This is a genomic window from Campylobacter concisus (genome assembly GCF_003048835.2).
Lineage (GTDB): Bacteria > Campylobacterota > Campylobacteria > Campylobacterales > Campylobacteraceae > Campylobacter_A > Campylobacter_A concisus_D.
Map to the genome: position 1 here is coordinate 1,791,890 of NZ_CP060705.1, position 22,677 is coordinate 1,814,566.

A 22,677-nucleotide genomic window follows, 5' to 3' on the forward strand; every position below is an offset into this window, starting at 1 on the left:
CTAGTCCGTTTCATTTTTAAGCTCAAGATAGCTAAATTCATCATCTTTTGCGTAAATTTTAAAGCCAAAATTTTCATAAAGTGCGAGTGCTTTTTCGTTGTTATTATAAGCTTTTGCCTTTAGCGAGCCAACTTTTAATGTGAAAAATGCGTACTCTTTTATGAGATCAAGCAGCTTTTTGCCAACTCCTTTTAGCTCTGGGTTTTTATAAACGCCAAATTCACAACTTTCTTTCGTGATATCAACAAAGCTCACCACTCCGATAAATTCGCTTTCGTCCTTTACTAAAAAATAGATCTTATCTTGAATGCTCTTTAATCTCTCTAAAAAAGCAAAATGCTCCTCTTTACCAACGCTTTTGTTTTTCATAAATTTAGCTATACGCTCGTCGTTTCGCCACTTTAAGACCATCAGCTTTTGCTCGCCATTAAGCGAGGTAAAATTTATAAGTTCAAGCAAATTTCATCTCCCCAAAAAGCTTCATAGCCATTTTCTTTGAGCCAAGCAAAGATTTCTTTTTGATTATCAGCCACGCAAACAGCTTTAAAATTAGTTCCCAAAACATAAGCTTCATTTACGAGCGAGCTTGCTGTTATGATGAGCATTTTGGCTTCATTCATCAGCCTTGCTACGTTTTTACTATCTACAAAAAGACTAAAATTTTCGCTCTTACTTGATAACTCTTTTAGGGCGCTTAAGTTTTTATTTCCACTTGTTGTTATGACGGCTGTTTTTAGCTTTTTTAAGAGTAGCTTTTCTGAAATTTTAGCGCTTAGCCCAGAGATATCAGTGCCCCCAAGAATGATAGCGTAGTCGTAAATTTTCTCCCTTTTTACCTGCACTTCTTCGTAAAACTCATCTCTAACTAGCAAAAACTCGCTTCCACAAAAGACCTCACAGCCTTTTTCTACCAGCTCCTCATATCTTGCCTTTTGTGCATACAAATTTACGTTTAAAATATAGTCTGCAAAATGTTTTTCATAAGTATCATCAAATGATAAAATTTTAACGCCAGTTTTTTCTTTTATAGCTCTTTCGTCATCAAAGCTAAAGCCGTAGTGGTCGATTATTAGAAGCTTAAATTTATTATCTTTTATAAGTTCGCAAAGCTCATCTATCTCGCCACTTCTTAGGCTAAATTTAGGGTAGTTTATCTCATCAAAAATGTCACCTTCAAGCCTCAATGAAGCAAATGAGATGTCGCTAAATTTTTTAGCAAGCAAAAGGTCTCGCCTGATGTGCCCATGCCCTATCTTGCTGCTACTATCGGCGCGCACGAGCGTTTTTAGCAGGGGGAGTCCTTTAAATTCTTTCAATCAGATCTTTCCATTATTTATCAAATAAAGCTTTTTAGCAAACTCAAAATCCTCTAGCGTATCTATGTCGCAGACTAAATTTCTTGGCAGTAAATATGCCTTTGAGTGTGGCGCAAAGATAGCGCTGCACTCCAACCAAGCCTCTTTTTTACCAAAGTAAAATGCTCCAGCATCATGAAACGCAGGCTCTAGATCTTGCGAGCGCGTCTTTTCAAACTGCGGATAAAACATGCTAACTCTAGCATTTTCATCAAGTTTTATGGCTCGCTGGATAGGAAAGTCAAACGCAGTGGCTGAAAATAGAAATTCACACTCATCTTTTTTAAACTCGTCAGCAGCCTCTTTTAAAATTTCAGCCGTTATAAGCGGTGCTGTGGCATAAAGGCAGCAGACGTCACTAAAGCTAGAATTCGCGCGTCTTATCGCATCTTTTATCACGTCGGTGCTAGTTGCGTAGTCGTCGCTTAGGCTCGCCTCTCTAAAAAATGGCACGCTAGCCCCAAATTCTCTAGCCACATTTGCGATCATTTCGTCATCGGTGCTTACGATTACGTCGCTAAAAACTTTAGAATTTAGCGCAGATTCGATGCTATATGCGATTAAAGGCTTGCCTAAAAAGTCTTTTATGTTTTTGCCAGGTATTCTCTTGCTGCCACCTCTTGCTGGTATGATACAGATCATTTTTACTCGCTAAAGCTTTTTAGCACGTCAAAAAGTGTGCTTGCAACAAATTTAGCATCATCCACGCTCATTCCGTGATGGCACGGCAAGCTAAGCTCGGCGCTATAAAATTTCTCCGCATTTGGCAGTGAAATTTCGCCAAGAAGCGCTTTATAAAAGCTAAATTTATATGTTGGCTTATAGTGCACCTGCACACCAACGCCCTTTTGCAAGAGTGCTTCAAAAATTTGCTCTTTTTTATCCCAAAATTTCTCATCCAAAAGCACTGGATATAAGTGCCTTGAGCTAGTTGTATTTGCTGGAATTTTTATGATTTTAAAATATTCACACCCACTAAATTTCTCATCATAAAATTTAGCTATCTCGTTTCTTTTAGCGATAAAGTCGTCCAGCCTTTTTAGCTGGCTAAGCCCCAAAGCGCAGGCCACGTCTGTTATCCTGTAGTTGTATCCAAGCAGGCTCATGTCACTATCCCAAAGCTTTGTTTTAGCGATGCCATGGCTTCTATATAGCCTTGCTAGCCTTGCAAGCTCATCGTCGTTTGTAGCAAGCGCGCCGCCCTCAAGCGTGGTGATAGGCTTTACCGGATGAAAGCTAAATATACTAATATCAGCCTTAACGCCCACTTTTACGCCATTTTGCACGCTACCAAGGGCATGAGAGGCGTCGTCTATCACTTTTATACCGTGTTTTTTGGCTAAATTTATGATCTGATCTAGCTCCACAGGGTTACCGCCGTAATCAACCGCAGTTATCACCTTTGTCTTTGGCGTGATTAGAGCTGGAATTTTCTCTTCATCGATGTTGCCATTTGCTTTTATGTCGCAAAATTTGACCTGCGCTCCTGCCATCAAAGCCGCATTTGCAGTGGCTGCAAAGGTGATAGGCGTCGTGATCACTTCATCGCCAGCCTTTACGCCTAGGCTAAGATAGGCTACGTGCAGAGCCGAAGTGGCTGAGTTCATAACGACAACATGCTTTACACCAACATACTTTGCCAGCTCCTCTTCAAAGCTACTGACCTTTTGGCCACCTGTTAAGATGTCGTCTCTTAGCGCATCTGCTACTACCTTAATATCTTCTTCTGTGATCTGCTGGCGGCTGTAAGGTATCATTTGCCGTCCCCTATCATCTCAAGAAGGCCTGCTCTATCGAGCCAAATTTTATTTGTATTTGAGCTATATTCAAAGTCCTCGCTCACTGGTTTGCCCTTTTGATGAAGAGCATTTGTCGAGAAGTCCTGCGCCATTGTGAACTGAATAGACGGGCTTATCACGTAATAATCATCAAATTCATAGGTTAAATGCGCGTCATCTCTTGATATCATCATCTCATGCATCTTTTCCCCTGGGCGAATGCCGATGATCTTTATGCCAAGGTCTGGTGCAAGGGCTTTTGCAAGATCGACCATCGTCATCGACGGGATCTTTGGTATGAAAATTTCACCGCCCTTCATCCTTTCAAAGTTTTTAAGGACGAAATTTACGCCTTGCTCAAGCGTGATCCAAAACCTAGTCATCTTTTCGTGAGTGACTGGCAGCTCTTGTTCCCCTTGTGCGATCAGCTTTTTAAAGAGCGGCACCACGGAGCCACGTGAACCAACGACGTTTCCATATCTTACGACGCTAAATCTCGTCTTTTTCTCGCCTACGATGTTGTTTGCAGCGACAAAGAGCTTATCGCTGGCTAGCTTTGTGGCTCCATATAAATTTACAGGGTTGCATGCCTTGTCAGTTGAGAGCGCGATCACTTTGCTAACGCCGCACTCCAAAGAGGCGTCGATGACGTTTTGAGCGCCATCTATGTTAGTTTTTATGCACTCCATTGGGTTGTATTCTGCGATTGGTACGTGTTTCATCGCAGCCGCGTGGATGACGTAGTCTATGCCGTTCATCGCAGTTCTTAAGCGCTTATAGTCCCTCACGTCGCCGATGAAAAAACGCATAGCCTTATCTTTAAACATTTGGGCCATTTCGTACTGCTTTAGCTCGTCGCGTGAGTAGATAACTAGCCTTTTTGGCTTATATTTTTTTAACAAAATTTCGGTGTACTTTTTACCAAAACTTCCTGTTCCGCCGGTGATCAATATCGATTTGTTGTTAAACATTTTGCACCTTTTTGCTAGTCATTTTTGATTTATAAATGGCTAATTAGAGTTAATTTTTATAAATTTTTAAGCAAAAGCTGTGCCAAATTTAAAATTTGTTTATCAAAGCTTCGCTCTTTCTAGCTTCTATTTCGTCAAAATTTCGTTATTGTTTAGGGTTTTTATAAAAAGTGGGCGATAAATTTAGCCTTTGCAAGGTCGCAAAGGCATGAAAATTATTTTAAAATTCTAGGCAGCGTGATGCCTTCTTGAGCTTGGTATTTGCCGTTTTTATCAGCATAAGTCACCTCGCAAGGCTCATCACCCTCTATAAATAGCACCTGTGCGATGCCCTCGTTTGCGTAGATCTTCGCAGGAAGCGGCGTCGTATTTGAAATTTCTATCGTGATATGCCCCTTAAATCCCGGCTCAAAAGGCGTCACATTTACGATGATGCCGCACCTTGCGTATGTACTCTTGCCAAGACAGATCGCTAGCACGTTATCAGGCATGTTAAAGTACTCGACCGTGCGTGCCAAAGCAAAAGAATTTGGCGGCACTATGCAGACATCGCCCTTAAAATCAACCACATTTTTCTCATCAAAATTCTTTGGATCAACGACAGTTCCGCCGATATTTGTGAAAATTTTAAACTCATCGCCCACACGGATATCATAGCCGTAGCTAGAAACACCGTAACTAACGACACCACGCCCCACTTGCTCCTCGGCAAATGGCACGATCATCTTCTTTTCAACCGACATTTTCCTTATCCAAGAGTCTGCTTTTAAACCCATTTTTGCTCCTTTTTTAGGGCGATTATAACGCTTTGCGTCTTTAAAGTAAATTTAATGGCACTTTGCAGTAAAACTAGTATAATTTTGAGAGCAAAATTTCATAAAGGACAAAAATGCAAGAGAGAAATGCCGAAACTTTCACAGGAGAACGCGCGATGTTTGGGGCAAAAGGGGTGAAATTTACAAACTGCATCTTTGAAGATGGCGAGTCGCCGTTAAAACACAGCTCAAATTTAAAGCTAAACGAGTGCGTTTTTGCCTACAAATATCCACTTTGGTACGCAAGCGACATCACGCTAAATAGCGGCTATCTCGAGCCTCTAGCAAGAGCTGGCATGTGGTACAGCAAAAATTTAAGCTTTAAAGACGTGCTCATAAACGCTCCAAAAAGCTTTAGAAAAAGCTCGCAAATTTTACTAGAAAATGTAAATTTCTCAGACGCTAGCGAGACACTTTGGGGATGTGTGGACGTAAAGCTTAAAAATGTCTTTGCAAGGGGGGATTATTTCGCGGCAAATAGTGAAAATTTAGAGGTTGATGGGCTAAGCTTAGACGGCAACTACTGCTTTGATGGCTGCAAAAATCTTCGCATCACAAACTCAAAGCTCATATCAAAAGATGCCTTTTGGAACTGCGAAAACGTGCTCGCGCAAAACTGCCTCATCTCAGGCGAATACCTAGCCTGGAATGCAAAAAATGTGACGCTCGTAAACTGCACGATAAAGAGCTTGCAAGCACTTTGCTACGTAGAAAATTTGGTCGTAAAAGATTGCATTTTTATGGATACTAGCCTTGCTTTTGAGTATTCAAGCCTCAATGTTAGCACAAAAAGCACGGTAAAAAGTGTGAAAAATCCAAAAAGTGGCGTTATAAGAGCTGGCAAGATAGAGGAGATCATCATAGACGGCAGTTTGGTTGATACGAGCAAGATAGAGATCATCACGGATGAAATTTAGCCAAAATTTGAAGGGATAATATGCAAAATGAAAAATTTAGAGCGAAATTTAGTATAAAAAATGATGCTAAATTTAAAAAACTGCTACACGAAGTCTCGCGCACCGTCTATAAAAAGAATAAATTTGTATTTTTAATGAGGGCGATCGAGCTGCCATTTGCTGTGCTATGCGGAGTAGCTATGGTCGCGCTTTTTGACATTTCTGGGCACGAGTTAATAGTATATTCTGATATGGACGATATCTCTACTTTGGCAAGAAATTTAGCCATCGTTTTGTGCGTTGGCGTGATCTTGCTTTATATTTACGCGGCCGTAGTTAAGCCGGTTTTATTTACTAGAGCCATTTACTCAAACATCGATGTTGAGCGCGAACAAGAGATCGTTATATATGATGATGAGGTCTTGTTTGTCACAGCGACAAGTACGGTTCATTTTTCGTTTAGTGCATTTCTTGGTACTTGCGAAACTGATGATTTTCTAGCTTTGATCTTAAAAGAAGGCAGCTTCTTGCAGATCCCAAAAGAGTCACTAAATGAAAAAGCGCAAGAAATTTTGGAATTTCTAAAAGAAAAGATAGGCTGAATTTAGTGAAATATTTTTGGATGTTTTGAATTAAAAACCATACAAATTTACCATGCCAGCAAATTTGTTGGCTGTATTCAAACAAAATTCTCTAAAAACATAGATATTATTGCTTTAGCGATACCAAACATCAATCTTTCAGCGATAAATTTTAATATTAAAATAATTAATTGACGTCTAAAAAGATATCTAAATACTATTTTGTTGATAGCTGGCTTTAGATCAGCACCAATAAACACATCTTTTGGAGTTGTGCCTGCATCCCAAATGTTTTGAAGTAGTTGAGATAAGATAGTTTCAGTTAGTGCTGCTGGAGTGCCTTTCCAATCGCCTGAGCTATCAAATGCTACAACATTGCCACGCTTACCACTTGCAAATGCAGCCGCACCTTTAGCCAAGAAATAAAATAAGCCTGCCATTTCGCCAGCTGTTGCGTCAGTTCTAACGCTCGGTGCTTTAAACACGCTCTTTTTAACATCAGCATCACGACCAAGACCAAAAATAGCATACTCCATATCTAGCTTATGCTCTTTTGCTCTTTTAGCTGTCTCACGCTCTAGCTCTTTACCGCCATAAGTTGCCACTGCTTGCATACTTCTTGAAACGCTAACGTTTGAAGTAAAAATTTGCACTGCGTTTGAGGTTTTTTGCACGCTTGATTTGATCTGATCGTCAAAGTCAGAAATCTCTAGCTGTGCGTTTTTCTTTGGCGCAGCTAAGCTGTCAGTTAGCCAGGAGTGCTCTATGCCTTTAACACTTGAAGTGCCAATAAGTTTAAGTATAGGCGTCTCGTCAGCACCTATTAAAATTATTTTGTCATATACCGAAGGCTTTAGCCCTTCTCTTTTTGTTGCTGGGGCTTGAAACCCAGTTGTAGTTATTGCCATTTCTTTGCTCCTTTTATGCAATTTAATGGCAATTTATCATTAACGGCTGTGCCAAATCTACCCAATTTTGGCAAAGTTAGAATATTTTTTGTTTTTTTGAAAAGAGAGTAAGCCCTAAATATAGGGCTTTTTAATTATTATTGGAGTTTTTAGTAGATATATGGCTAATTTTTACACCTTGACTAATTTTATTTTTAGTTAGTCTATTTACCGCTTTAGCTTTTACTCCGTCGCTTATGTCTTTGTTTAATAAGACTTTCTTAACTAAGCCTACTACTTTATTACTACTATTGTCTATCGCATCAAGTAGCTTAAGCTTTGGGTTTTCAAACTTCGCAACTCATTTAAAAAATAATAAAAACATTGTTAAAATTCCAAAAAAAATTATATCAAATTTTATCAAGACATATACATTGGGGCTTTAATATAAAAAAATTAATCATTCATAACACTTATTTTGTACTTAGACAGAAAGTAACACTAATAAAAACTAGGATTAAAAATATAAGAACTAAGCAGACAAACAACAAAGCCCGCAACGACCTACTTTTCCAACATCCCAGTAAGGGAGAGTATCATCAGCCAGGACGAGCTTAGCTTCTTGGTTCGAGATGGAGCAAGGCGTTTCCTCGTCTGTATAGTCACGGGCAGTGTTAAATAAAAGATATATTATATAAATCTCTTATTTAACACTACTAAATAAAGTTAAAAGTCATAAACAAAGTTTTATAAAAACATATCTTATTAAGTTTTTACCCTTAACAAGGAAGTGATGCTTATTAAAAGATAAGCAGACGAGCTATTAGTACTGGTCAGCTAAAGGACTTTCATCCATTACACACCCAGCCTATCAAACACATAGTCTATATGAGCTCTTAAAAGAAGATTCATCTTGGAGTTGGCTTCCTGCTTAGATGCTTTCAGCAGTTATCACATCCCAACATAGCTACCGAGCGGTGCCCTTGGCAGGACAACTCGTACACCAGTGGTTGGTTCGACCCGGTCCTCTCGTACTAGGGTCAACTCTCCTCAATCTTCTTACGCCCACGGCAGATAGGGACCGAACTGTCTCACGACGTTCTGAACCCAGCTCGCGTACCGCTTTAAATGGCGAACAGCCATACCCTTGGGACCTGCTCCAGCCCCAGGATGCGATGAGCCGACATCGAGGTGCCAAACCTCCCCGTCGATGTGAGCTCTTGGGGGAGATCAGCCTGTTATCCCCGGGGTACCTTTTATCCTTTGAGCGATGGCCCTTCCACACAGAACCACCGGATCACTAAGACCGACTTTCGTCTCTGCTTGACGTGTATGTCTCGCAGTTAAGCTGGCTTATGCCTTTATACTCTACGAACGATTTCCAACCGTTCTGAGCCAACCTTTGTAAGCCTCCGTTACATTTTGGGAGGCGACCGCCCCAGTCAAACTACCCACCAGACATTGTCCTACTTGAGGATAACTCAAGCTAGTTAGCTATCAGAATAAAAAAGAGCGGTATCTCAACAATGGCTCACCATAAACTGGCGTCTATGGATCAAAGCCTCCCGCCTATCCTGCACATTTTTATCCCAATAGCAGTGTCAAGCTGTAGTAAAGGTCCACGGGGTCTTTCCGTCTTGCCGCGGGTAGGAGGAATTTTCACCTCCACTACAATTTCACTGGATCCCTCTTCGAGACAGCTCCCATCTCGTTACGCCATTCATGCAGGTCGATATTTAATCGACAAGGAATTTCGCTACCTTAGGACCGTTATAGTTACGGCCGCCGTTTACTCGGGCTTCGATCAAACGCTTCGCAGAGCTAACGTCATCAATTAACCTTCGAGCACCGGGCAGGCGTCACACCCTATACATCCTCTTACGAGTTAGCAGAGTGCTGTGTTTTTGGTAAACAGTCGGGAGGGACTCTTTGTTGTAACCTTCAATGCTTACGGAGTAAATCCTTCACAAAGTTAGGCACACCTTATACCGAAGATACGGTGCTATTTTGCAGAGTTCCTTGAAGAGAGTTCTTCCACGCGCCTTAGAATACTCATCCCACCCACCTGTGTCGGTTTACGGTACGGGCAACTATAACTAAACTTAGAAACTTTTCTTGGCTCGACAGTATCAAGGATTTACGATTCATTCCGAAGAACTTCACGCACCTGTAAGGCCTCGGCTTAAAGGAGTTCGGATTTGCCTGAACTCCAACCTGCACCTTTCGACCAGCACTACCATCCGCTGGCTCCTCTAACTCTAAGCGTCCTTCCATCGCACATTATAGTTGGCATTGGAATATTAACCAATTTTCCATCGCATACCCCTTTCGGACTTTGCTTAGGACCCGGCTAACCCTACGATGACGAGCATCGCGTAGGAAACCTTGGGTTTACGGCGTTGGGGATTCTCACCCCAATTATCGCTACTCATGCCTGCATGCTCACTTGTATTCGCTCCAGCACTCCTTACCGGTATACCTTCAACGCAAATACAACGCTCTCCTACCACTTAGTAAAACTAAGTCTAAAGCTTCGGTACTCATTTTAGCCCCGTTATATTTTCCGCGCAGAATCACTAGACCAGTGAGCTATTACGCTTTCTTTAAAGGATGGCTGCTTCTAAGCCAACCTCCTGGTTGTTTAAGTAACTCCACATCGTTTTCCACTTAAATGAGATTTAGGGACCTTAGCTGTTAGTCTGGGTTGTTCCCCTCTCGACGACGGATTTTATCACTCGCCGCCTGACTGCCATGATTACACACTAGGTATTCGGAGTTTGATAGGGTTTGGTACATTGGTGTATGCCCTAGCCCATTCAGTGCTCTACCCCCTAGTGTTACTACATGACGCTATACCTAAATATATTTCGGAGAGAACCAGCTATCACGATGTTTGATTGGCCTTTCACCCCTATCCACAAGTCATCCCATAGCTTTTCAACGCTAGCGGGTTCGGTCCTCCGCCGGTTCTTACACCGGTTTCAACCTGCTCATGGATAGATCACATCGTTTCGGGTCTGCAACGTCTGACTAAACGCCCTATTAAGACTCGCTTTCGCTACGGCTCCGGGTTTCCTTAACCTCGCCAGACATCACAACTCGCAGGCTCATTATGCAAAAGGCAGTCCATCACCCTGATAAATCATAGGGCTCTGAATGATTGTAAGCAAATGGTTTCAGGTTCTATTTCACTCTGATCACCTCAGTTCTTTTCACCTTTCCCTCACGGTACTTGTGCACTATCGGTCTAGTAGTAGTATTTAGGGTTGGATAGTGGTCTACCCAGCTTCAGACAGAATATCACGTGTTCCGCCCTACTCAGGATACTGCTAAGTAAAACAAAGCTTTCATATACGGGGGTATCACCCTCTGTGCCTAACCTTTCCAGGTCGTTCTATTAGCTAAGTTTAGTCTATATTGCAGTCCTACAACCCCACTAGTAAACTAGTGGTTTGCCCTCTTACGCGTTCGCTCGCCGCTACTAGCGTAATCTCTTTTGATTTCTTTTCCTGAGGGTACTAAGATGTTTCAATTCCCCTCGTTCGCTCCGTTATACGGTAACTAATATCTCTATTAGTTGGGTTGCCCCATTCAGAAATTCCCGGATCAAAGCCCCTTGACGGCTCCCCGAGACTTATCGCAGCCTGGCACGTCTTTCATCGCCTCTACTAGCCAAGGCATCCACCACTTGCTCTTTGTAGCTTACCTTTTCTATATTAGATTATTCTAATTCGCATCACTTCCTTGTTAAAGATAACTTTATGTTACTACATTTAAATTCTAGCTCTCAAGACGGAAAGCATTGACTACTATTTAGATAAGTTTTAAATCCTAAATAGATTGTGATGTCAAACTTTTGCATTAAATGCAAAGAGAATAGAAATTTAAATCTTTAACAAGTCCTGTAAAATTGTTTTTAAAACTTGCTTGTGACTATTAACAATATTAATTAAAAGAACATTTAGACTTCGCAGACTAGCAAGCTAGTCTTTACGACCAAAGAGTTACACCCTTTGGAAACCCCTAAAGCACAAAGTTACTTTCGACAACTTTGTCATCAATAAAGATTAAGTACGCTTAAAAGTCTAAAGTAAATGTTTCTAAAAACACTTAATATAGACTTTTTCTGTTAAACTATTTTATGGTGGAGAATAGCGGGATCGAACCGCTGACCTCCTGCGTGCAAAGCAGGCGCTCTCCCAGCTGAGCTAATTCCCCAATTAAATTCTCTGGTGGGCCTAACAAGACTTGAACTTGTGACCTCACCCTTATCAGGGGTGCACTCTAACCAGCTGAGCTATAGGCCCCTATAGGTCTATCAATCTTTCAAAACTAAACAAGGATGATTGAGAATATCTTTCTTATAGATATCTTGTGAGAGAATATCTATATGTACTCTAGAAAGGAGGTGATCCAACCGCAGGTTCTCCTACGGTTACCTTGTTACGACTTCACCCCAGTCGCTGATTCCACTGTGGACGGTAACTAATTTAGTATTCCGGCTTCGAGTGAAATCAACTCCCATGGTGTGACGGGCGGTGAGTACAAGACCCGGGAACGTATTCACCGTAGCATGGCTGATCTACGATTACTAGCGATTCCGGCTTCATGGAGTCGAGTTGCAGACTCCAATCCGAACTGGGACATATTTTATAGATTTGCTCCATCTCGCGATATTGCTTCTCATTGTATATGCCATTGTAGCACGTGTGTCGCCCCGGACATAAGGGCCATGATGACTTGACGTCGTCCACACCTTCCTCCTCCTTACGAAGGCAGTCTCATTAGAGTGCTCAGCCGAACTGTTAGCAACTAATGACGTGGGTTGCGCTCGTTGCGGGACTTAACCCAACATCTCACGACACGAGCTGACGACAGCCGTGCAGCACCTGTCTTAACATTTCTGCAAGCAGACACTCTTCTATCTCTAGATGATTTGTTAGATATCAAGTCCGGGTAAGGTTCTTCGCGTATCTTCGAATTAAACCACATGCTCCACCGCTTGTGCGGGTCCCCGTCTATTCCTTTGAGTTTTAATCTTGCGACCGTACTCCCCAGGCGGTATACTTAATCCGTTAGGTGCATTACTGCCAAGACTAGCTTAGCAACAACTAGTATACATCGTTTAGGGCGTGGACTACCAGGGTATCTAATCCTGTTTGCTCCCCACGCTTTCACGCATTAGCGTCAGTTGAGTTCCAGCAGATCGCCTTCGCAATGGGTATTCCTGGTGATCTCTACGGATTTTACCCCTACACCACCAATTCCATCTGCCTCTCCCTCACTCTAGATTATCAGTTTCCCAAGCAGTTCTATGGTTAAGCCATAGGATTTCACAAGAGACTTGATAATCCGCCTACGCGTCCTTTACGCCCAGTGATTCCGAGTAACGCTTGCACCCTCCGTATTACCGCGGCTGCTGGCACGGAGTTAGCCGGTGCTTATTCGTTAGGTACCGTCATTGTTCTTCCCTAACAAAAGGAGTTTACGCTCCGAAAAGTGTCATCCTCCACGCGGCGTTGCTGCTTCAGGGTTTCCCCCATTGAGCAATATTCCCTACTGCTGCCTCCCGTAGGAGTCTGGACCGTGTCTCAGTTCCAGTGTGACTGATCATCCTCTCAGACCAGTTATGCGTCATAGCCTTGGTGAGCCATTACCTCACCAACTAGCTGATACAATATAGCCTCATCCTACACCGAAAAACTTTCCCTATCTAACTTATGTCAGACAGGAGTATAGAGTATTAGCAGTCGTTTCCAACTGTTGTCCTCTAGTGTAGGGCAGATTAGCTATACATTACTCACCCGTGCGCCACTAACTCATAAGAGCAAGCTCTTACTTGTCCGTTCGACTTGCATGTATTAGGCACGCCGCCAGCGTTCACTCTGAGCCAGGATCAAACTCTCCATATTAACCTTCTTTAGCGTAAAGCAGAGCTTTACTAAGAAGCAACACTAAAGACTAGGATTGCTAATGCAATCTAGTAATAATGTTTTTACTAAAATTGCTTTTTAGTATTTATTATGAAGTTTTTAATCAAAAAAACTTTTAGTTTTTATATTAGTTTGTCTAATCTATTATTTAATCATAATAGACTGGCTCAATCGATCACTTGTTTAGATTTCAAAGATTGACTAATAGTTTAACAATTGTAAGTTAAAAGAACAACGATAAGAAAAAGGCTTTATTAACGTTGAAGTTAAAGGTGGTTTCTCGTTTCGTGAGCTGGAATTATATATGAGGGATGCTTAAAGATAGTTGAAATAATTGCAAAATATTTTATAAAATCAAAATTTTTTAGACATAAATTTGGAGAGTTCTGCTCTCCATCTTATAAAGATTAATTATATGTGATATAACTTTTTCACGATATGTGTCAGCAAGCTGCGATAACCTCAATTTCTACGAGTGCATCTTTTGGCAAAGTCTTCACAGCTACCGTGCTTCTAGCTGGATATGGCTCTTTGAAAAATTTAGCGTATGTGACATTTACCTTGGCAAAATCTGCCATATCTGCTAAAAAGATCGTAGTCTTTACAACATTATCAAAACTAAGTCCAGCCTCAGCCAAAATGTTTTGCAAATTTGTAAGTGACTGATGCGCTTGAGCCTCTACGCTACTACCTGCAAACTCGCCCTCTGGTGTGACGCCAAGCTGACCTGAGATAAATAAAAATCCATTCGCGCTAATCGCCTGAGAGTATGGTCCGATCGCTTGTGGAGCGTTTTTTGTTGAAATTTGTTTTTTCATATCTTCTCCTTTAAATTTTGGCAAAATCCTACTATAAATTTCTAAATTTTTAGGCACCAAAGGCTATAATGAGCAAAAATTTCAAAAGGACAAAGATGCAAATAACCCTTGCACCAAACGAATTTTTAGATGACTACGTGCTTGGCGCTCAGCTTGCCAAAAACGCCGGCATCTCATCAAACGCCTATCTCTTTTGGAAAAATGCGATCAGCGCTAAATTTGAAAACTCACGCATCGTTTTTCTTAGAAAAAAGAGCGTCCCAGAGAAATTTAAAAGCGCACTAGAGACTTGCACGCCATTAAATGGTCTTGTGCCAACTGGCGTCTTTTGTTCATTTACCTCGCTTGCTCCCTCACACCTTGTGGCAAAAAATGGCTCTAAAATTTATGAGCTTTTTGAATTTCATGAAATTTGCGGTATCAAATTTTTAAATTTAAAGAAATTTTATGATGATTTAAAGCTTAACTACTCGTATAGGATTTACATCGAAAAGTGCAAATTTTTCTCGCCAGCACCCTTTGAAAAGCGCATAAAACTAACTGATACTATGTGTCTTGGCTACTACTAGCCACCTCGTAAACGATCAGCGCCTCGGTTTTGTAGCCCCCTATCCTATCTTTATATAGCAAAATTTCGTCGTTTTCTCTTTTGGCGTAAATTTTAATGTGAGCGGAGTTTGTGCTCTCATCGTAGTCTTCATATATAAATTTAAACTCTTCGCTACTCAGCGTGATAAACTGCAGCGCCTGAAACGAAACAGCAAAGACCAACTCCTCGCTAATGCCACTTCTTCTAAATTTATCAGCTAATTTCACAACAAATGACCCCACGTCGCTAAAATACTCTTCAGGGCTCTCATACTCGCTTTCAAAGACCACTATCTCATTTAGCGACCACTCATTTTGCGTCTTATTTTCTTCAAATTTCTGCCTTTTTCTTATGGCAGCTTTTAAAAATATCCCTTGTGGTTTTGAGATAAAGCCCTTGTTCAGAATTTGCTTTAGCTTTAAATTTCTAATTTCACTTTTGGTGCTCGTAAAAAATTTAAGTAGTGGCTTTGCTTGATCGTTGCAAAAACTTTTCATTTTGGGAGAAATTCCGCTAGCTTAGGCTGCTAGCGGATCAAATTTATATTTTTTTATAAGGTGCTTGACCGACTTCGTAGAAGTTATTGCCCTCGCAGTCGATAGCGACTATCGCTGGGAAGTCCTCTACTGTGAGTCTTGCAACTGCCTCTGGTCCTAGCTCTGGATATGCCAAGACTTCGTATTTTTTGATACTTTGGCTAATGACCGCTCCGATACCACCGATAGCGACCATATAAACACAGCATGATTTTTTCATAGCCTCGACTACGGCGTCGTTTCGGTAGCCTTTACCGATCATGCCATTTATACCAACTTCATTTATCATAGTTGGTGTGTATTTGTCCATTCTGCCGCTTGTTGTTGGGCCTGCTGCGCCGATAGCTTGGTTTGGCTTGGCTGGAGTTGGTCCGACGTAGTAGATAGTCTCGCCCTTTAGCTCAACTGGCAACTTCTCGCCACGTGCTAGAGCCTCTGTTAGCGCCTTGTGAGCGGCGTCACGAGCTGCGATAATAGTGCCTGAGATTAGGACATTGTCGCCTGCTTTTAGGCTTTTTACCACCTCTTTATCAAATGGTGCTGTTATTCTTTTAACTTCTGACATGTTATCTCCTTAAAGCTCGGCGTCTGCGTGGCGTGCAGCGTGGCAGTTGATATTTATGGCTACTGGTAGGCCTGCGATGTGAGTTGGATACCACTCGACATTTACTTTTATAGCAGTTGTATCGCCGCCAAGTCCTTGAGGACCGACGCCTGTTTGGCTAGCGAGCTCAAGAAGCTCATCTTCAAGTTTTGCATATCTTGCATCGGCGTTTTTGCTATCTACTGGACGAACTGCAGCTTGTTTAGCTAGAAGTGCTGCTTTATCCATAGTGCCACCTATGCCAACGCCTATCGTCATTGGAGGGCAAGCGTTTGGTCCAGCGTATTTTACAGCCTCTAAAAATACCTTTTTAACGCCCTCTATGCCATCAGCTGGCACAAGCATTTTTAGTATTGATTTGTTCTCACTACCAAAGCCCTTTGGAGCGACTTTTATCTTTAGCTTATCCCCTGGCACGATCCTAGTGTGGATGACCGCTGGGGTGTTGTTTGTAGTGTTTTTTCTCTCAAAAAGTGGCTCAGCAACGACTGACTTTCTAAGATAGCCCTCAGTGTAGCCCTTCGCAATGCCTTCATTTATCGCATCTTCGATGTATCCGCCCTCTATATGCACGTCCTGGCCGATCTCAACAAAGACAACAGTCATGCCCGTATCTTGGCAAATAGGCGCTACGCCCTCTTCTGCTAGCTTGGCATTTTGCAAAATTTTGCCCAAAATGTCTTTGCCAAGAGATGAGCTCTCAGTGGTTTGAGCTTTTGTAAAAGCAGCCTTTAGATCTGGCGTAACGACGTAACAGGCTTGTTTGCAAAGCTTTGCAACAGTCTCTTTTATATCTTTTACGTTTACCGTTCTCATTTATCCTCCTCGTAAAAAACAATTTTTAATTATATAAATTATATGTAAAATTTAAGATTAAATTATAATATTAAATTTAACCACCAACCTCGGTGTTTAAATACTCTTAAGCAACTTTGGATAAACTACAACAAACTTAAATTTCAAAGGAAAAGTTATGAATTCGTTAGTCATCGTGATACTTGTTATCGCAGTCATTTTTGTCTTTTTCATCAGCCTTTACAACTCACTTGTTGCAAAGCAAAACCAAGTAAAAAGCGTGGAGGCTGGCATCGACGCGCAGCTAAAAAGAAGATATGACCTCATACCAAATTTAGTAGCCACTGCAAAAGAGTACATGGTGCATGAAAAGGGCTTGCTAGAAAACATCACTGCCCTTAGAGAGAGTGCTAGAAGTGCATCAACAAATGAGGAGAAATTTGAGCTAAATAACAAAATTTCAGGCTTGCTAAATGGCCTTAGAGTGAGCGTAGAAAACTATCCTGATCTAAAAGCAAATCAAAATTTACTTCACATCCAAAGCACACTAAACGAGGTTGAAGAGCAAATTTCAGCCGCCAGACGCACCTACAACTCAGCTGTTGAAATTTACAATAACGCCACACAGATGTTTCCTTCAAACATCGTAGCTTCAATGTTTGGCTTTCACAAAGATGTATTTTTTGATATCCCTGAAAATGAAGCAGTTGCTCCAAACGTCGGTGATCTTTTTAAAAAATAAGGCATAAAAAATGCAAGCAGACGAACTAAAAGGCATCGATCTAAGCGACCTTGACGAGCTTGAAAAAGAGCGCCTTGCCATGGGGCAAAAAGCCTTTAAAATGATCGCTTATGGCTTTCTTGGCATCATAGTTGTAAGTGGTTTTTTGGCGTCACTGCACCTTGGAAATTTATTTTTCTTTTTGCTAATTGGCGGAGTTTTTTATCTTGGCAAGACGATAAATGGGCTAAAAAACGAGCTTGTAGCAAAATTTAAACAAAAAGTAGTTGGCGTCATCGTAAAAAACTATGGTCTAAATTTCAACGCAAATAGCGGGCTAAATTTGAACGATTTTTTAAAAATTTATGACGCTGATGTAAATAGACACTACGCAGAGGATATGATCTACGGACAGATCGATAACACGCAGTTTAAGCTTTGTGATTTTTATGCGGCAAAAGAAGTAAAGGGCGAAAAAAGCACTACTACAACAGTGAAATTTCAAGGCATTTTGCTAAAGGCTGAGTTTAAAAAAGAGCTAAACGCCACGATCTATGTCTGCGACAAAAAGCGAACATCTGATCTAAGAAGCGAGGGCGAGCAAGCGACGATGGATAACCCTAAATTTAACGAGCTTTTTAAGACCTACACGACCGATCAGATCGCAGCTAGATACGCTCTAACGCCAAAGCTGATGGAAAATTTAAGCAGATTAAGAACTAAATTTAATGCCCCACTCTCGGCAGTGTTTTTAAAAAATGAAATTTTTATCGCGATCGACCTTAGAAAGGATAGCTTTGAGCCTGATCTTAAAAAGCCGATAAACAGCAACGAGAGCGTGCAAAACTACATCTCAAGTATCAGTGACTTTTCACAGATCATGCACGATCTGGAGCTAAATAAAAACATCTGGAAGAGCTAAATTTAAATGTCAGAAAAGAAAAAGCTCGAAGAGGGCGACATATTTTACGTCTATAATGATTACTACAAGAGATATTTCTTTGGCAAAATCTTAGTTGATATCATGAACCGTTTTATAAAGCGAGCAAATGAGGGGCTTCTTTGGCCGCTTGATTTTTTTAGTGACTGCTACTTGGTTGCTGTTTATAAAGATATAGCAGACGCTCCAGTGCTAAAAAGCCGTGAATTTATCATTCCGGGAAGCTTCATCTACAAAAGCAGTTTCAACCGCAAAAATAAAGACGCTATAAAGTGGGTCTATTATGATCACGAAGATATCAACTACCAAGAGTTAGAATTTCCAGAGTATATCATCAGTAGCAATGATAAAATTTGCCTAGAACGAGGAGAGCTTAGCATACCAACTGGCTTAACTCGCGCGCAATATGAGAATGAATTTAACATTACTGGCAGCAAAACTGGCGGCATAAACTACTCAAATGCCCTGCTTTTACAAGGCTTGCCAGCATATAAAGAGAGGATAGATTATAGCGATCTTCGTCTTTTACCAGAGCTTCGTAAAAAGCTCTATGAGATGATAGGCGAGGACCCAGACACGCCCTACTACGAGCTAGCATTAAAGCACGGCAAAGATCTAGCACGCTTTTATCAAGATAAAAACTAGACTACAAAAAAGCTATTAAGAGGCGTTAAGGTTTAACAAAAGAAAATTTGACTCTCTTGTTGCAGCCTAGATGAGCGCGATAGAGAAATTTATAACAAATTTTTTTGGTATTGCGTCTGAGCCAAGGCTAACTAGCTTTAGTAAATTTAAATATCACAAACAAGATCGCTCAAATGGCTACTTTTGCAAGCAGATGATAAATTTTTAAAACTCGCAAGCCATTTTTAAAATTTATAACCAAATTTACGAAAAAGGTGGTGGTGATGTTTTTAGAGAGCTATTTAAAAAGGTGGTGTCGCTTTAAATTTTGTGGTTTTAAAAGTTAAATTTAAGGGCTTATAGCCTTTAAAAAGTGCAATGCCACTTAAATTTGCTCTATTTTTTATGATTTTACGAGGTTAAATTTAATGGCCAAAAAAGCCATTAAATTTACAAACTAAGCCTGAGCTGGCTCCTCTTCTTCTTTTATCTTTTTTCTAACTTTTACGCGTGAGATGCTAGCTCCATCCATCTTTCTCACCTCGTAGTAGCAGTTTTCATCCTCGATCTTGTCGCCCACAACTGGCAAACGACCGATAAGATTAAAAACATATCCGCCGATCGTTACTTGATCGGTCTCTTCATCAAAGCTTATGCCAAGGACCTCTTCAACGCTCTCTAAGTCGTATCTGCCTTGAAATTCATAGATATTTTCGTTTATCTTTTTATAGTGCTGATCGACCTCATCGTGCTCGTCATTAAAGTCACCAAGCACCTCCTCCATGATATCTTCCATCGTAAGAAGTCCAGCCGTGCCGCCATACTCATCGACGACAAGCGCAGCTGAAATTTGCTCTTTATTCATCATCACAAGCACCTTTGAGATAGAAAGGCTCTCAGGCACGATGACAAATTTACGCACGATCGCGTCAAAGCTCTTCTCTTTATCCTCGCTAAAGTGCAGCTGCAAGATATCTCTAATGTGTATCATGCCCAAAATGATATCTTTTGAGCCGTCTATATAAGGGTAGCGAGTATATTTTGACTCAAAAACGACTTGTAAATTCTCTTCAAAGCTCTTTTGCTTATTTATGCAGATCATATCGCGTCTTGGCGTCATGATCTCTTTTGCGACCGTGTCACTAAAATCAACTGCATTTTTGATAAGCTCAGTCTCAAAACTATCAAGCACACCGCCCTTTAAGCTCTCGCCAACGATGATCTTGATCTCCTCTTCAGAGTGTGCTAGCTCATTCTCTTTTGCTGGCTGGATGCCTAAAATTTTAAGTCCAAATGTAGCTAGGATATCAAAAAGCTTTATGATAGGCGAAAAAAGTATCCAGAAAAAGTGAAGCGGACGAGCGATTTTAAGCACTGCTGATTCTGATTTGGCTATGGCGACTGACTTTGGCACAAGCTCGCCCATAACTACGTGAAGTAGCGTGATAAGCGTAAATGCGATCGCAAAGCCGACTGTATGAACTAAGATATCGCTAAGGTTGAAAACATTTTTAAGTGGGGCTTCTATGAGCCTTGCGACTGCTGGCTCACCGATCCAACCAAGGGCGAGTGAGCTTAGCGTGATGCCAAGCTGAGTGGCACTAAGATAGGTATCAAGCTTGTTTGACATCTCAAAAGCAAGCTGGGCATTTGGCTTTTTCTCTTTGATAAGCTCTTCAAGTCTAGACTTGCGAACCTTAACAAGGGAAAATTCCGACAAAACAAAAAATGCGTTTAGTAAAATGAATATAATGGCAAGTATTACCATTAAAAGCGAGTTATCGCTACTGGGGTACAATTATGATCCTTAAGAGTTAAAAATTTTGTGCTGATTATAGCGAATTTATATTTAGCGGTCAAATTAGCCACGCCCAAAAGTAACAACGTTTCTTAAATTTAAGATTTATAAAAAGTTCTTAAATCATATTTTGGTAACATTATTTTCATCACTAAATTTATGGATTTTACAATGAGCAAAAAGAATTTTTCATCACGCTGGGCGTTTATACTAGCCTCAGTTGGTTCAGCCGTTGGTATGGCAAATGTTTGGGGCTTTCCTTACAAGCTTGGCACAAATGGTGGTGGAGCATTTTTGCTCATCTACGTTTTTTTTGTAGCTCTTTTTTCATACGTTGGCTTAAGCGCAGAGTATGCGATCGGCAGACGCGCAAAGACTGGCACGCTAGGATCATATAAATTTGCTTGGCAAAGTAGAAATTTAGGCGTCATCGGCAGTATCGTCGGCTGGCTCCCACTTGCTGGCTCACTTTGCATAGCCATCGGCTACGCTGTCATCATCGCTTACGTGCTAAAAGCCCTTACTCAGGCGCTTACTGGCTCGTTTATGAGTGTTGATACAAATGTTTGGTTTAACTCATTTGCACTTGCCGAGTACTCAGTCCTGCCATATCACTTTATAGTGATCGTTGGCACGCTTCTTACGCTATTTTTTGGGGCAAAAAGCATCGAAAAGACTAATAAAATAATGATGCCGCTATTTTTCGTGCTATTTGCCATTTTGGCTATAAATGTCGCGATGCTTCCAAACGCATTTGAGGGGTATAAATTTCTATTTATCCCTGACTTTAGCAAGCTTGAAGATCCGATGGTATGGGTCACTGCGATGGGTCAAGCCTTTTTCTCGCTCTCTATCACGGGTTCTGGCATGATAGTTTATGGAGCATATCTTTCAAAGGATGAGGACATCGTAGAAAGTGCCAAAACTACGGCATTTTTTGACACACTTGCAGCCCTTGTGGCGGCCCTTGTTATGATCCCAGCGGTCTTTGCCTACGCTATGGATCCAGCTGAGGGTCCAAAGCTACTTTTCGTAACGCTTCCTAAAATTTTACAAAATATGATCGGCGGTCAAATTTTTGCGATCATACTATTTACCGCGGTCATCTTTGGCGGTATCACCTCGCTTCAAAATATGTTTGAGGTGGTCGCTGAGTCGCTTATGCATAAATTCCCACACCTTAGTAGATTTTGGGTGCTTGCGCTACTTTGCGTGGTTTGCTTTGGCTTTGGAGCGTTTATGGAGCCTATTAGCAGCTGGGGACCTTGGATGGACTTTGTCTCTATCTACATCATCCCAATCGGCGCAGTCATCGGCGCAATATCTTGGTTTTGGATCATTAAAAAAGAAGAAATTTTAGACGAGGTAAATTCAGGAGCGAATAAAACTTACGGCTCATTTTGGTATTTTGTAGGTAAATTTATCTATGTGCCGATAGCCTTTTTGCTCTGCATCATCGCCATTAGCAAGGGAATTTCTTTTTAACTTAGCCCATCAAAAGACGAGCTAAGTCTAAATTTGAAGTTATTTTAGCTTTTTAGAGCCGATGTAAGTAGCAAAGACCTCTTGTGAGCCATCTTTTTTAAAGAGTATGACGTCGTATTGCTCGGCTTTGCCGCCTTGCTCCATACCTTGACTCTCCATAGGCATTCCAGGCACTGCGATACCAACGGCATCTTTTGGTTTAAGCTCCAGCAGGCGCTTGACCTCATCAGCTGGCACGTGACCCTCGATGACGTAGCCATCAACGATCGCTGTGTGGCAGCTTGAAAGCTCTAGTGGCACGTGAAATTCTTTTTTAACCTTGACCATATCATCTACTTTTATGGTCTCTTCGCTAAAGCCAGCTTTTTGCATAGCATTGGCCCAGTTGCCACAACAACCACAAGTTGGGCTTTTATAGACCTTCATATCGGCCGCAAGCGCCAAGGTCGCACAAAGGCTAAGAGCTAAAAATGCAAATTTCTTCATCATTTTCCTTTACGTTAAAATTTGCAAAATGATATAGTTTGGGTTTAAATTTTATATAAATGCTT

The 22,677-nt window shown here is 41.2% G+C and carries 21 protein-coding genes, 2 tRNA genes and 3 rRNA genes; 8 read left to right on the top strand and 18 right to left on the bottom strand.

Annotated elements, in window-relative coordinates; genetic code table 11:
* The 6 genes from pseH to dcd all read right to left on the bottom strand — a co-directional run bounded on the left by pseH (position 1) and on the right by dcd (position 4,880).
* Complete coding sequence (gene pseH, locus CVT08_RS09010; protein ID WP_103598656.1) at positions 1-459, bottom strand: UDP-4-amino-4,6-dideoxy-N-acetyl-beta-L-altrosamine N-acetyltransferase; 459 nt, start codon at positions 457-459, stop codon at positions 1-3.
* A complete protein-coding gene (gene pseG, locus CVT08_RS09015) occupies positions 444-1,316 on the bottom strand; it encodes a UDP-2,4-diacetamido-2,4,6-trideoxy-beta-L-altropyranose hydrolase (RefSeq protein ID WP_107855702.1) in 873 nt (290 codons plus the stop codon). Before pseG ends, pseH begins: the two co-directional genes overlap by 16 nt.
* Entirely contained in the window at positions 1,317-1,997 is a 681-nt protein-coding gene (pseF, locus tag CVT08_RS09020) for a pseudaminic acid cytidylyltransferase (protein ID WP_103598646.1), read from the bottom strand.
* Positions 1,998-1,999: 2 nt separating this feature from the next.
* Positions 2,000-3,112 carry a UDP-4-amino-4,6-dideoxy-N-acetyl-beta-L-altrosamine transaminase gene (gene pseC / locus CVT08_RS09025; RefSeq protein ID WP_107855701.1) on the bottom strand — a complete coding sequence of 371 codons (1,113 nt, stop codon included), beginning with the start codon at positions 3,110-3,112 and terminating at the stop codon, positions 2,000-2,002.
* Complete coding sequence (pseB, locus tag CVT08_RS09030; protein ID WP_107855700.1) at positions 3,109-4,104, bottom strand: UDP-N-acetylglucosamine 4,6-dehydratase (inverting); 996 nt, start codon at positions 4,102-4,104, stop codon at positions 3,109-3,111. The genes pseC and pseB overlap by 4 nt, the downstream gene beginning before the upstream one ends.
* A 215-nt stretch (positions 4,105-4,319) precedes the next feature.
* Positions 4,320-4,880: a dCTP deaminase gene (dcd, locus tag CVT08_RS09035; RefSeq protein WP_021092836.1), complete on the bottom strand. Its 561-nt coding sequence runs from the start codon at positions 4,878-4,880 to the stop codon at positions 4,320-4,322.
* A 113-nt stretch (positions 4,881-4,993) separates the two neighbouring features.
* Between dcd and CVT08_RS09040 the strand changes: the two genes are divergently transcribed.
* Both CVT08_RS09040 and CVT08_RS09045 read left to right on the top strand, forming a co-directional pair.
* Positions 4,994-5,836 carry a DUF3737 family protein gene (locus CVT08_RS09040; RefSeq protein ID WP_107855699.1) on the top strand — a complete coding sequence of 281 codons (843 nt, stop codon included), beginning with the start codon at positions 4,994-4,996 and terminating at the stop codon, positions 5,834-5,836.
* Between the two features lie 20 nt (positions 5,837-5,856).
* Entirely contained in the window at positions 5,857-6,417 is a 561-nt protein-coding gene (locus CVT08_RS09045; protein ID WP_107855698.1) for a YcxB family protein, read from the top strand.
* A 77-nt stretch (positions 6,418-6,494) separates the two neighbouring features.
* Here the strand turns inward: CVT08_RS09045 and CVT08_RS09050 are convergent, their stop codons facing one another.
* From CVT08_RS09050 to CVT08_RS09080, 7 genes are all read right to left on the bottom strand, one after another.
* Positions 6,495-7,304, bottom strand: coding sequence for an SU10 major capsid protein (locus tag CVT08_RS09050; RefSeq protein ID WP_159070998.1), 810 nt, complete (start codon positions 7,302-7,304; stop codon positions 6,495-6,497).
* A gap of 530 nt (positions 7,305-7,834) precedes the next feature.
* Positions 7,835-7,953: ribosomal RNA gene (gene rrf, locus CVT08_RS09055) — 5S ribosomal RNA — on the bottom strand.
* Positions 7,954-8,086: 133 nt separating this feature from the next.
* Positions 8,087-10,991: ribosomal RNA gene (locus CVT08_RS09060) — 23S ribosomal RNA — on the bottom strand.
* A 434-nt stretch (positions 10,992-11,425) separates the two neighbouring features.
* Positions 11,426-11,501, bottom strand: a tRNA-Ala gene (locus tag CVT08_RS09065).
* Positions 11,502-11,513: 12 nt separating this feature from the next.
* Positions 11,514-11,590 (bottom strand) — tRNA-Ile (locus CVT08_RS09070).
* Between the two features lie 94 nt (positions 11,591-11,684).
* Positions 11,685-13,195, bottom strand: a 16S ribosomal RNA gene (locus CVT08_RS09075).
* Together the 16S, 23S and 5S rRNA genes with 2 tRNA genes alongside form the textbook arrangement of a ribosomal RNA operon.
* Positions 13,196-13,659: 464 nt before the next feature.
* Positions 13,660-14,034 carry a RidA family protein gene (locus CVT08_RS09080; protein WP_107856891.1) on the bottom strand — a complete coding sequence of 125 codons (375 nt, stop codon included), beginning with the start codon at positions 14,032-14,034 and terminating at the stop codon, positions 13,660-13,662.
* A gap of 95 nt (positions 14,035-14,129) precedes the next feature.
* Here CVT08_RS09080 and CVT08_RS09085 point away from each other — a divergent pair, with 95 nt between their 5' ends.
* Positions 14,130-14,603: a cysteine permease gene (locus CVT08_RS09085; RefSeq protein WP_107856914.1), complete on the top strand. Its 474-nt coding sequence runs from the start codon at positions 14,130-14,132 to the stop codon at positions 14,601-14,603.
* Here the strand turns inward: CVT08_RS09085 and CVT08_RS09090 are convergent.
* Genes CVT08_RS09090 through CVT08_RS09100 form a run of 3 tightly spaced genes read right to left on the bottom strand, consistent with a single transcriptional unit; the run spans position 14,581 to position 16,579 of the window.
* Complete coding sequence (locus tag CVT08_RS09090) at positions 14,581-15,120, bottom strand: L-cystine-binding protein TcyA (protein WP_107856892.1); 540 nt, start codon at positions 15,118-15,120, stop codon at positions 14,581-14,583. The genes CVT08_RS09085 and CVT08_RS09090 overlap by 23 nt on opposite strands.
* Positions 15,121-15,163: 43 nt before the next feature.
* The gene (locus tag CVT08_RS09095) at positions 15,164-15,724 is read right to left on the bottom strand and encodes a Fe-S-containing hydro-lyase (protein WP_021092611.1); all 561 of its coding nucleotides are present in this window, start codon (positions 15,722-15,724) and stop codon (positions 15,164-15,166) included.
* Between the two features lie 9 nt (positions 15,725-15,733).
* Positions 15,734-16,579, bottom strand: coding sequence for a fumarate hydratase (locus tag CVT08_RS09100; protein WP_107856893.1), 846 nt, complete (start codon positions 16,577-16,579; stop codon positions 15,734-15,736).
* A 157-nt stretch (positions 16,580-16,736) separates the two neighbouring features.
* On the opposite strand from CVT08_RS09100, the gene CVT08_RS09105 reads away from it, so the two are divergent.
* From CVT08_RS09105 to CVT08_RS09120, 4 genes are all read left to right on the top strand, one after another.
* The gene (locus tag CVT08_RS09105) at positions 16,737-17,300 is read left to right on the top strand and encodes a LemA family protein (RefSeq protein ID WP_107856894.1); all 564 of its coding nucleotides are present in this window, start codon (positions 16,737-16,739) and stop codon (positions 17,298-17,300) included.
* A gap of 10 nt (positions 17,301-17,310) precedes the next feature.
* Entirely contained in the window at positions 17,311-18,201 is an 891-nt protein-coding gene (locus CVT08_RS09110) for a DUF3137 domain-containing protein (RefSeq protein ID WP_107856895.1), read from the top strand.
* 6 nt (positions 18,202-18,207) lie between these two features.
* Positions 18,208-18,864: a sugar transporter gene (locus CVT08_RS09115; protein WP_107856896.1), complete on the top strand. Its 657-nt coding sequence runs from the start codon at positions 18,208-18,210 to the stop codon at positions 18,862-18,864.
* A 70-nt stretch (positions 18,865-18,934) separates the two neighbouring features.
* Entirely contained in the window at positions 18,935-19,072 is a 138-nt protein-coding gene (locus tag CVT08_RS09120; RefSeq protein ID WP_159071002.1) for a hypothetical protein, read from the top strand.
* 228 nt (positions 19,073-19,300) lie between these two features.
* Here the strand turns inward: CVT08_RS09120 and CVT08_RS09125 are convergent, their stop codons facing one another.
* Positions 19,301-20,641: a hemolysin family protein gene (locus CVT08_RS09125; protein WP_103559186.1), complete on the bottom strand. Its 1,341-nt coding sequence runs from the start codon at positions 20,639-20,641 to the stop codon at positions 19,301-19,303.
* 171 nt (positions 20,642-20,812) lie between these two features.
* Between CVT08_RS09125 and CVT08_RS09130 the strand changes: the two genes are divergently transcribed.
* A complete protein-coding gene (locus CVT08_RS09130; RefSeq protein ID WP_107856897.1) occupies positions 20,813-22,126 on the top strand; it encodes a sodium-dependent transporter in 1,314 nt (437 codons plus the stop codon).
* Between the two features lie 39 nt (positions 22,127-22,165).
* Here CVT08_RS09130 and CVT08_RS09135 read toward each other — a convergent pair whose 3' ends face one another.
* The gene (locus CVT08_RS09135) at positions 22,166-22,612 is read right to left on the bottom strand and encodes a DUF411 domain-containing protein (RefSeq protein WP_107856898.1); all 447 of its coding nucleotides are present in this window, start codon (positions 22,610-22,612) and stop codon (positions 22,166-22,168) included.
* Positions 22,613-22,677: the final 65 nt, after the last annotated feature.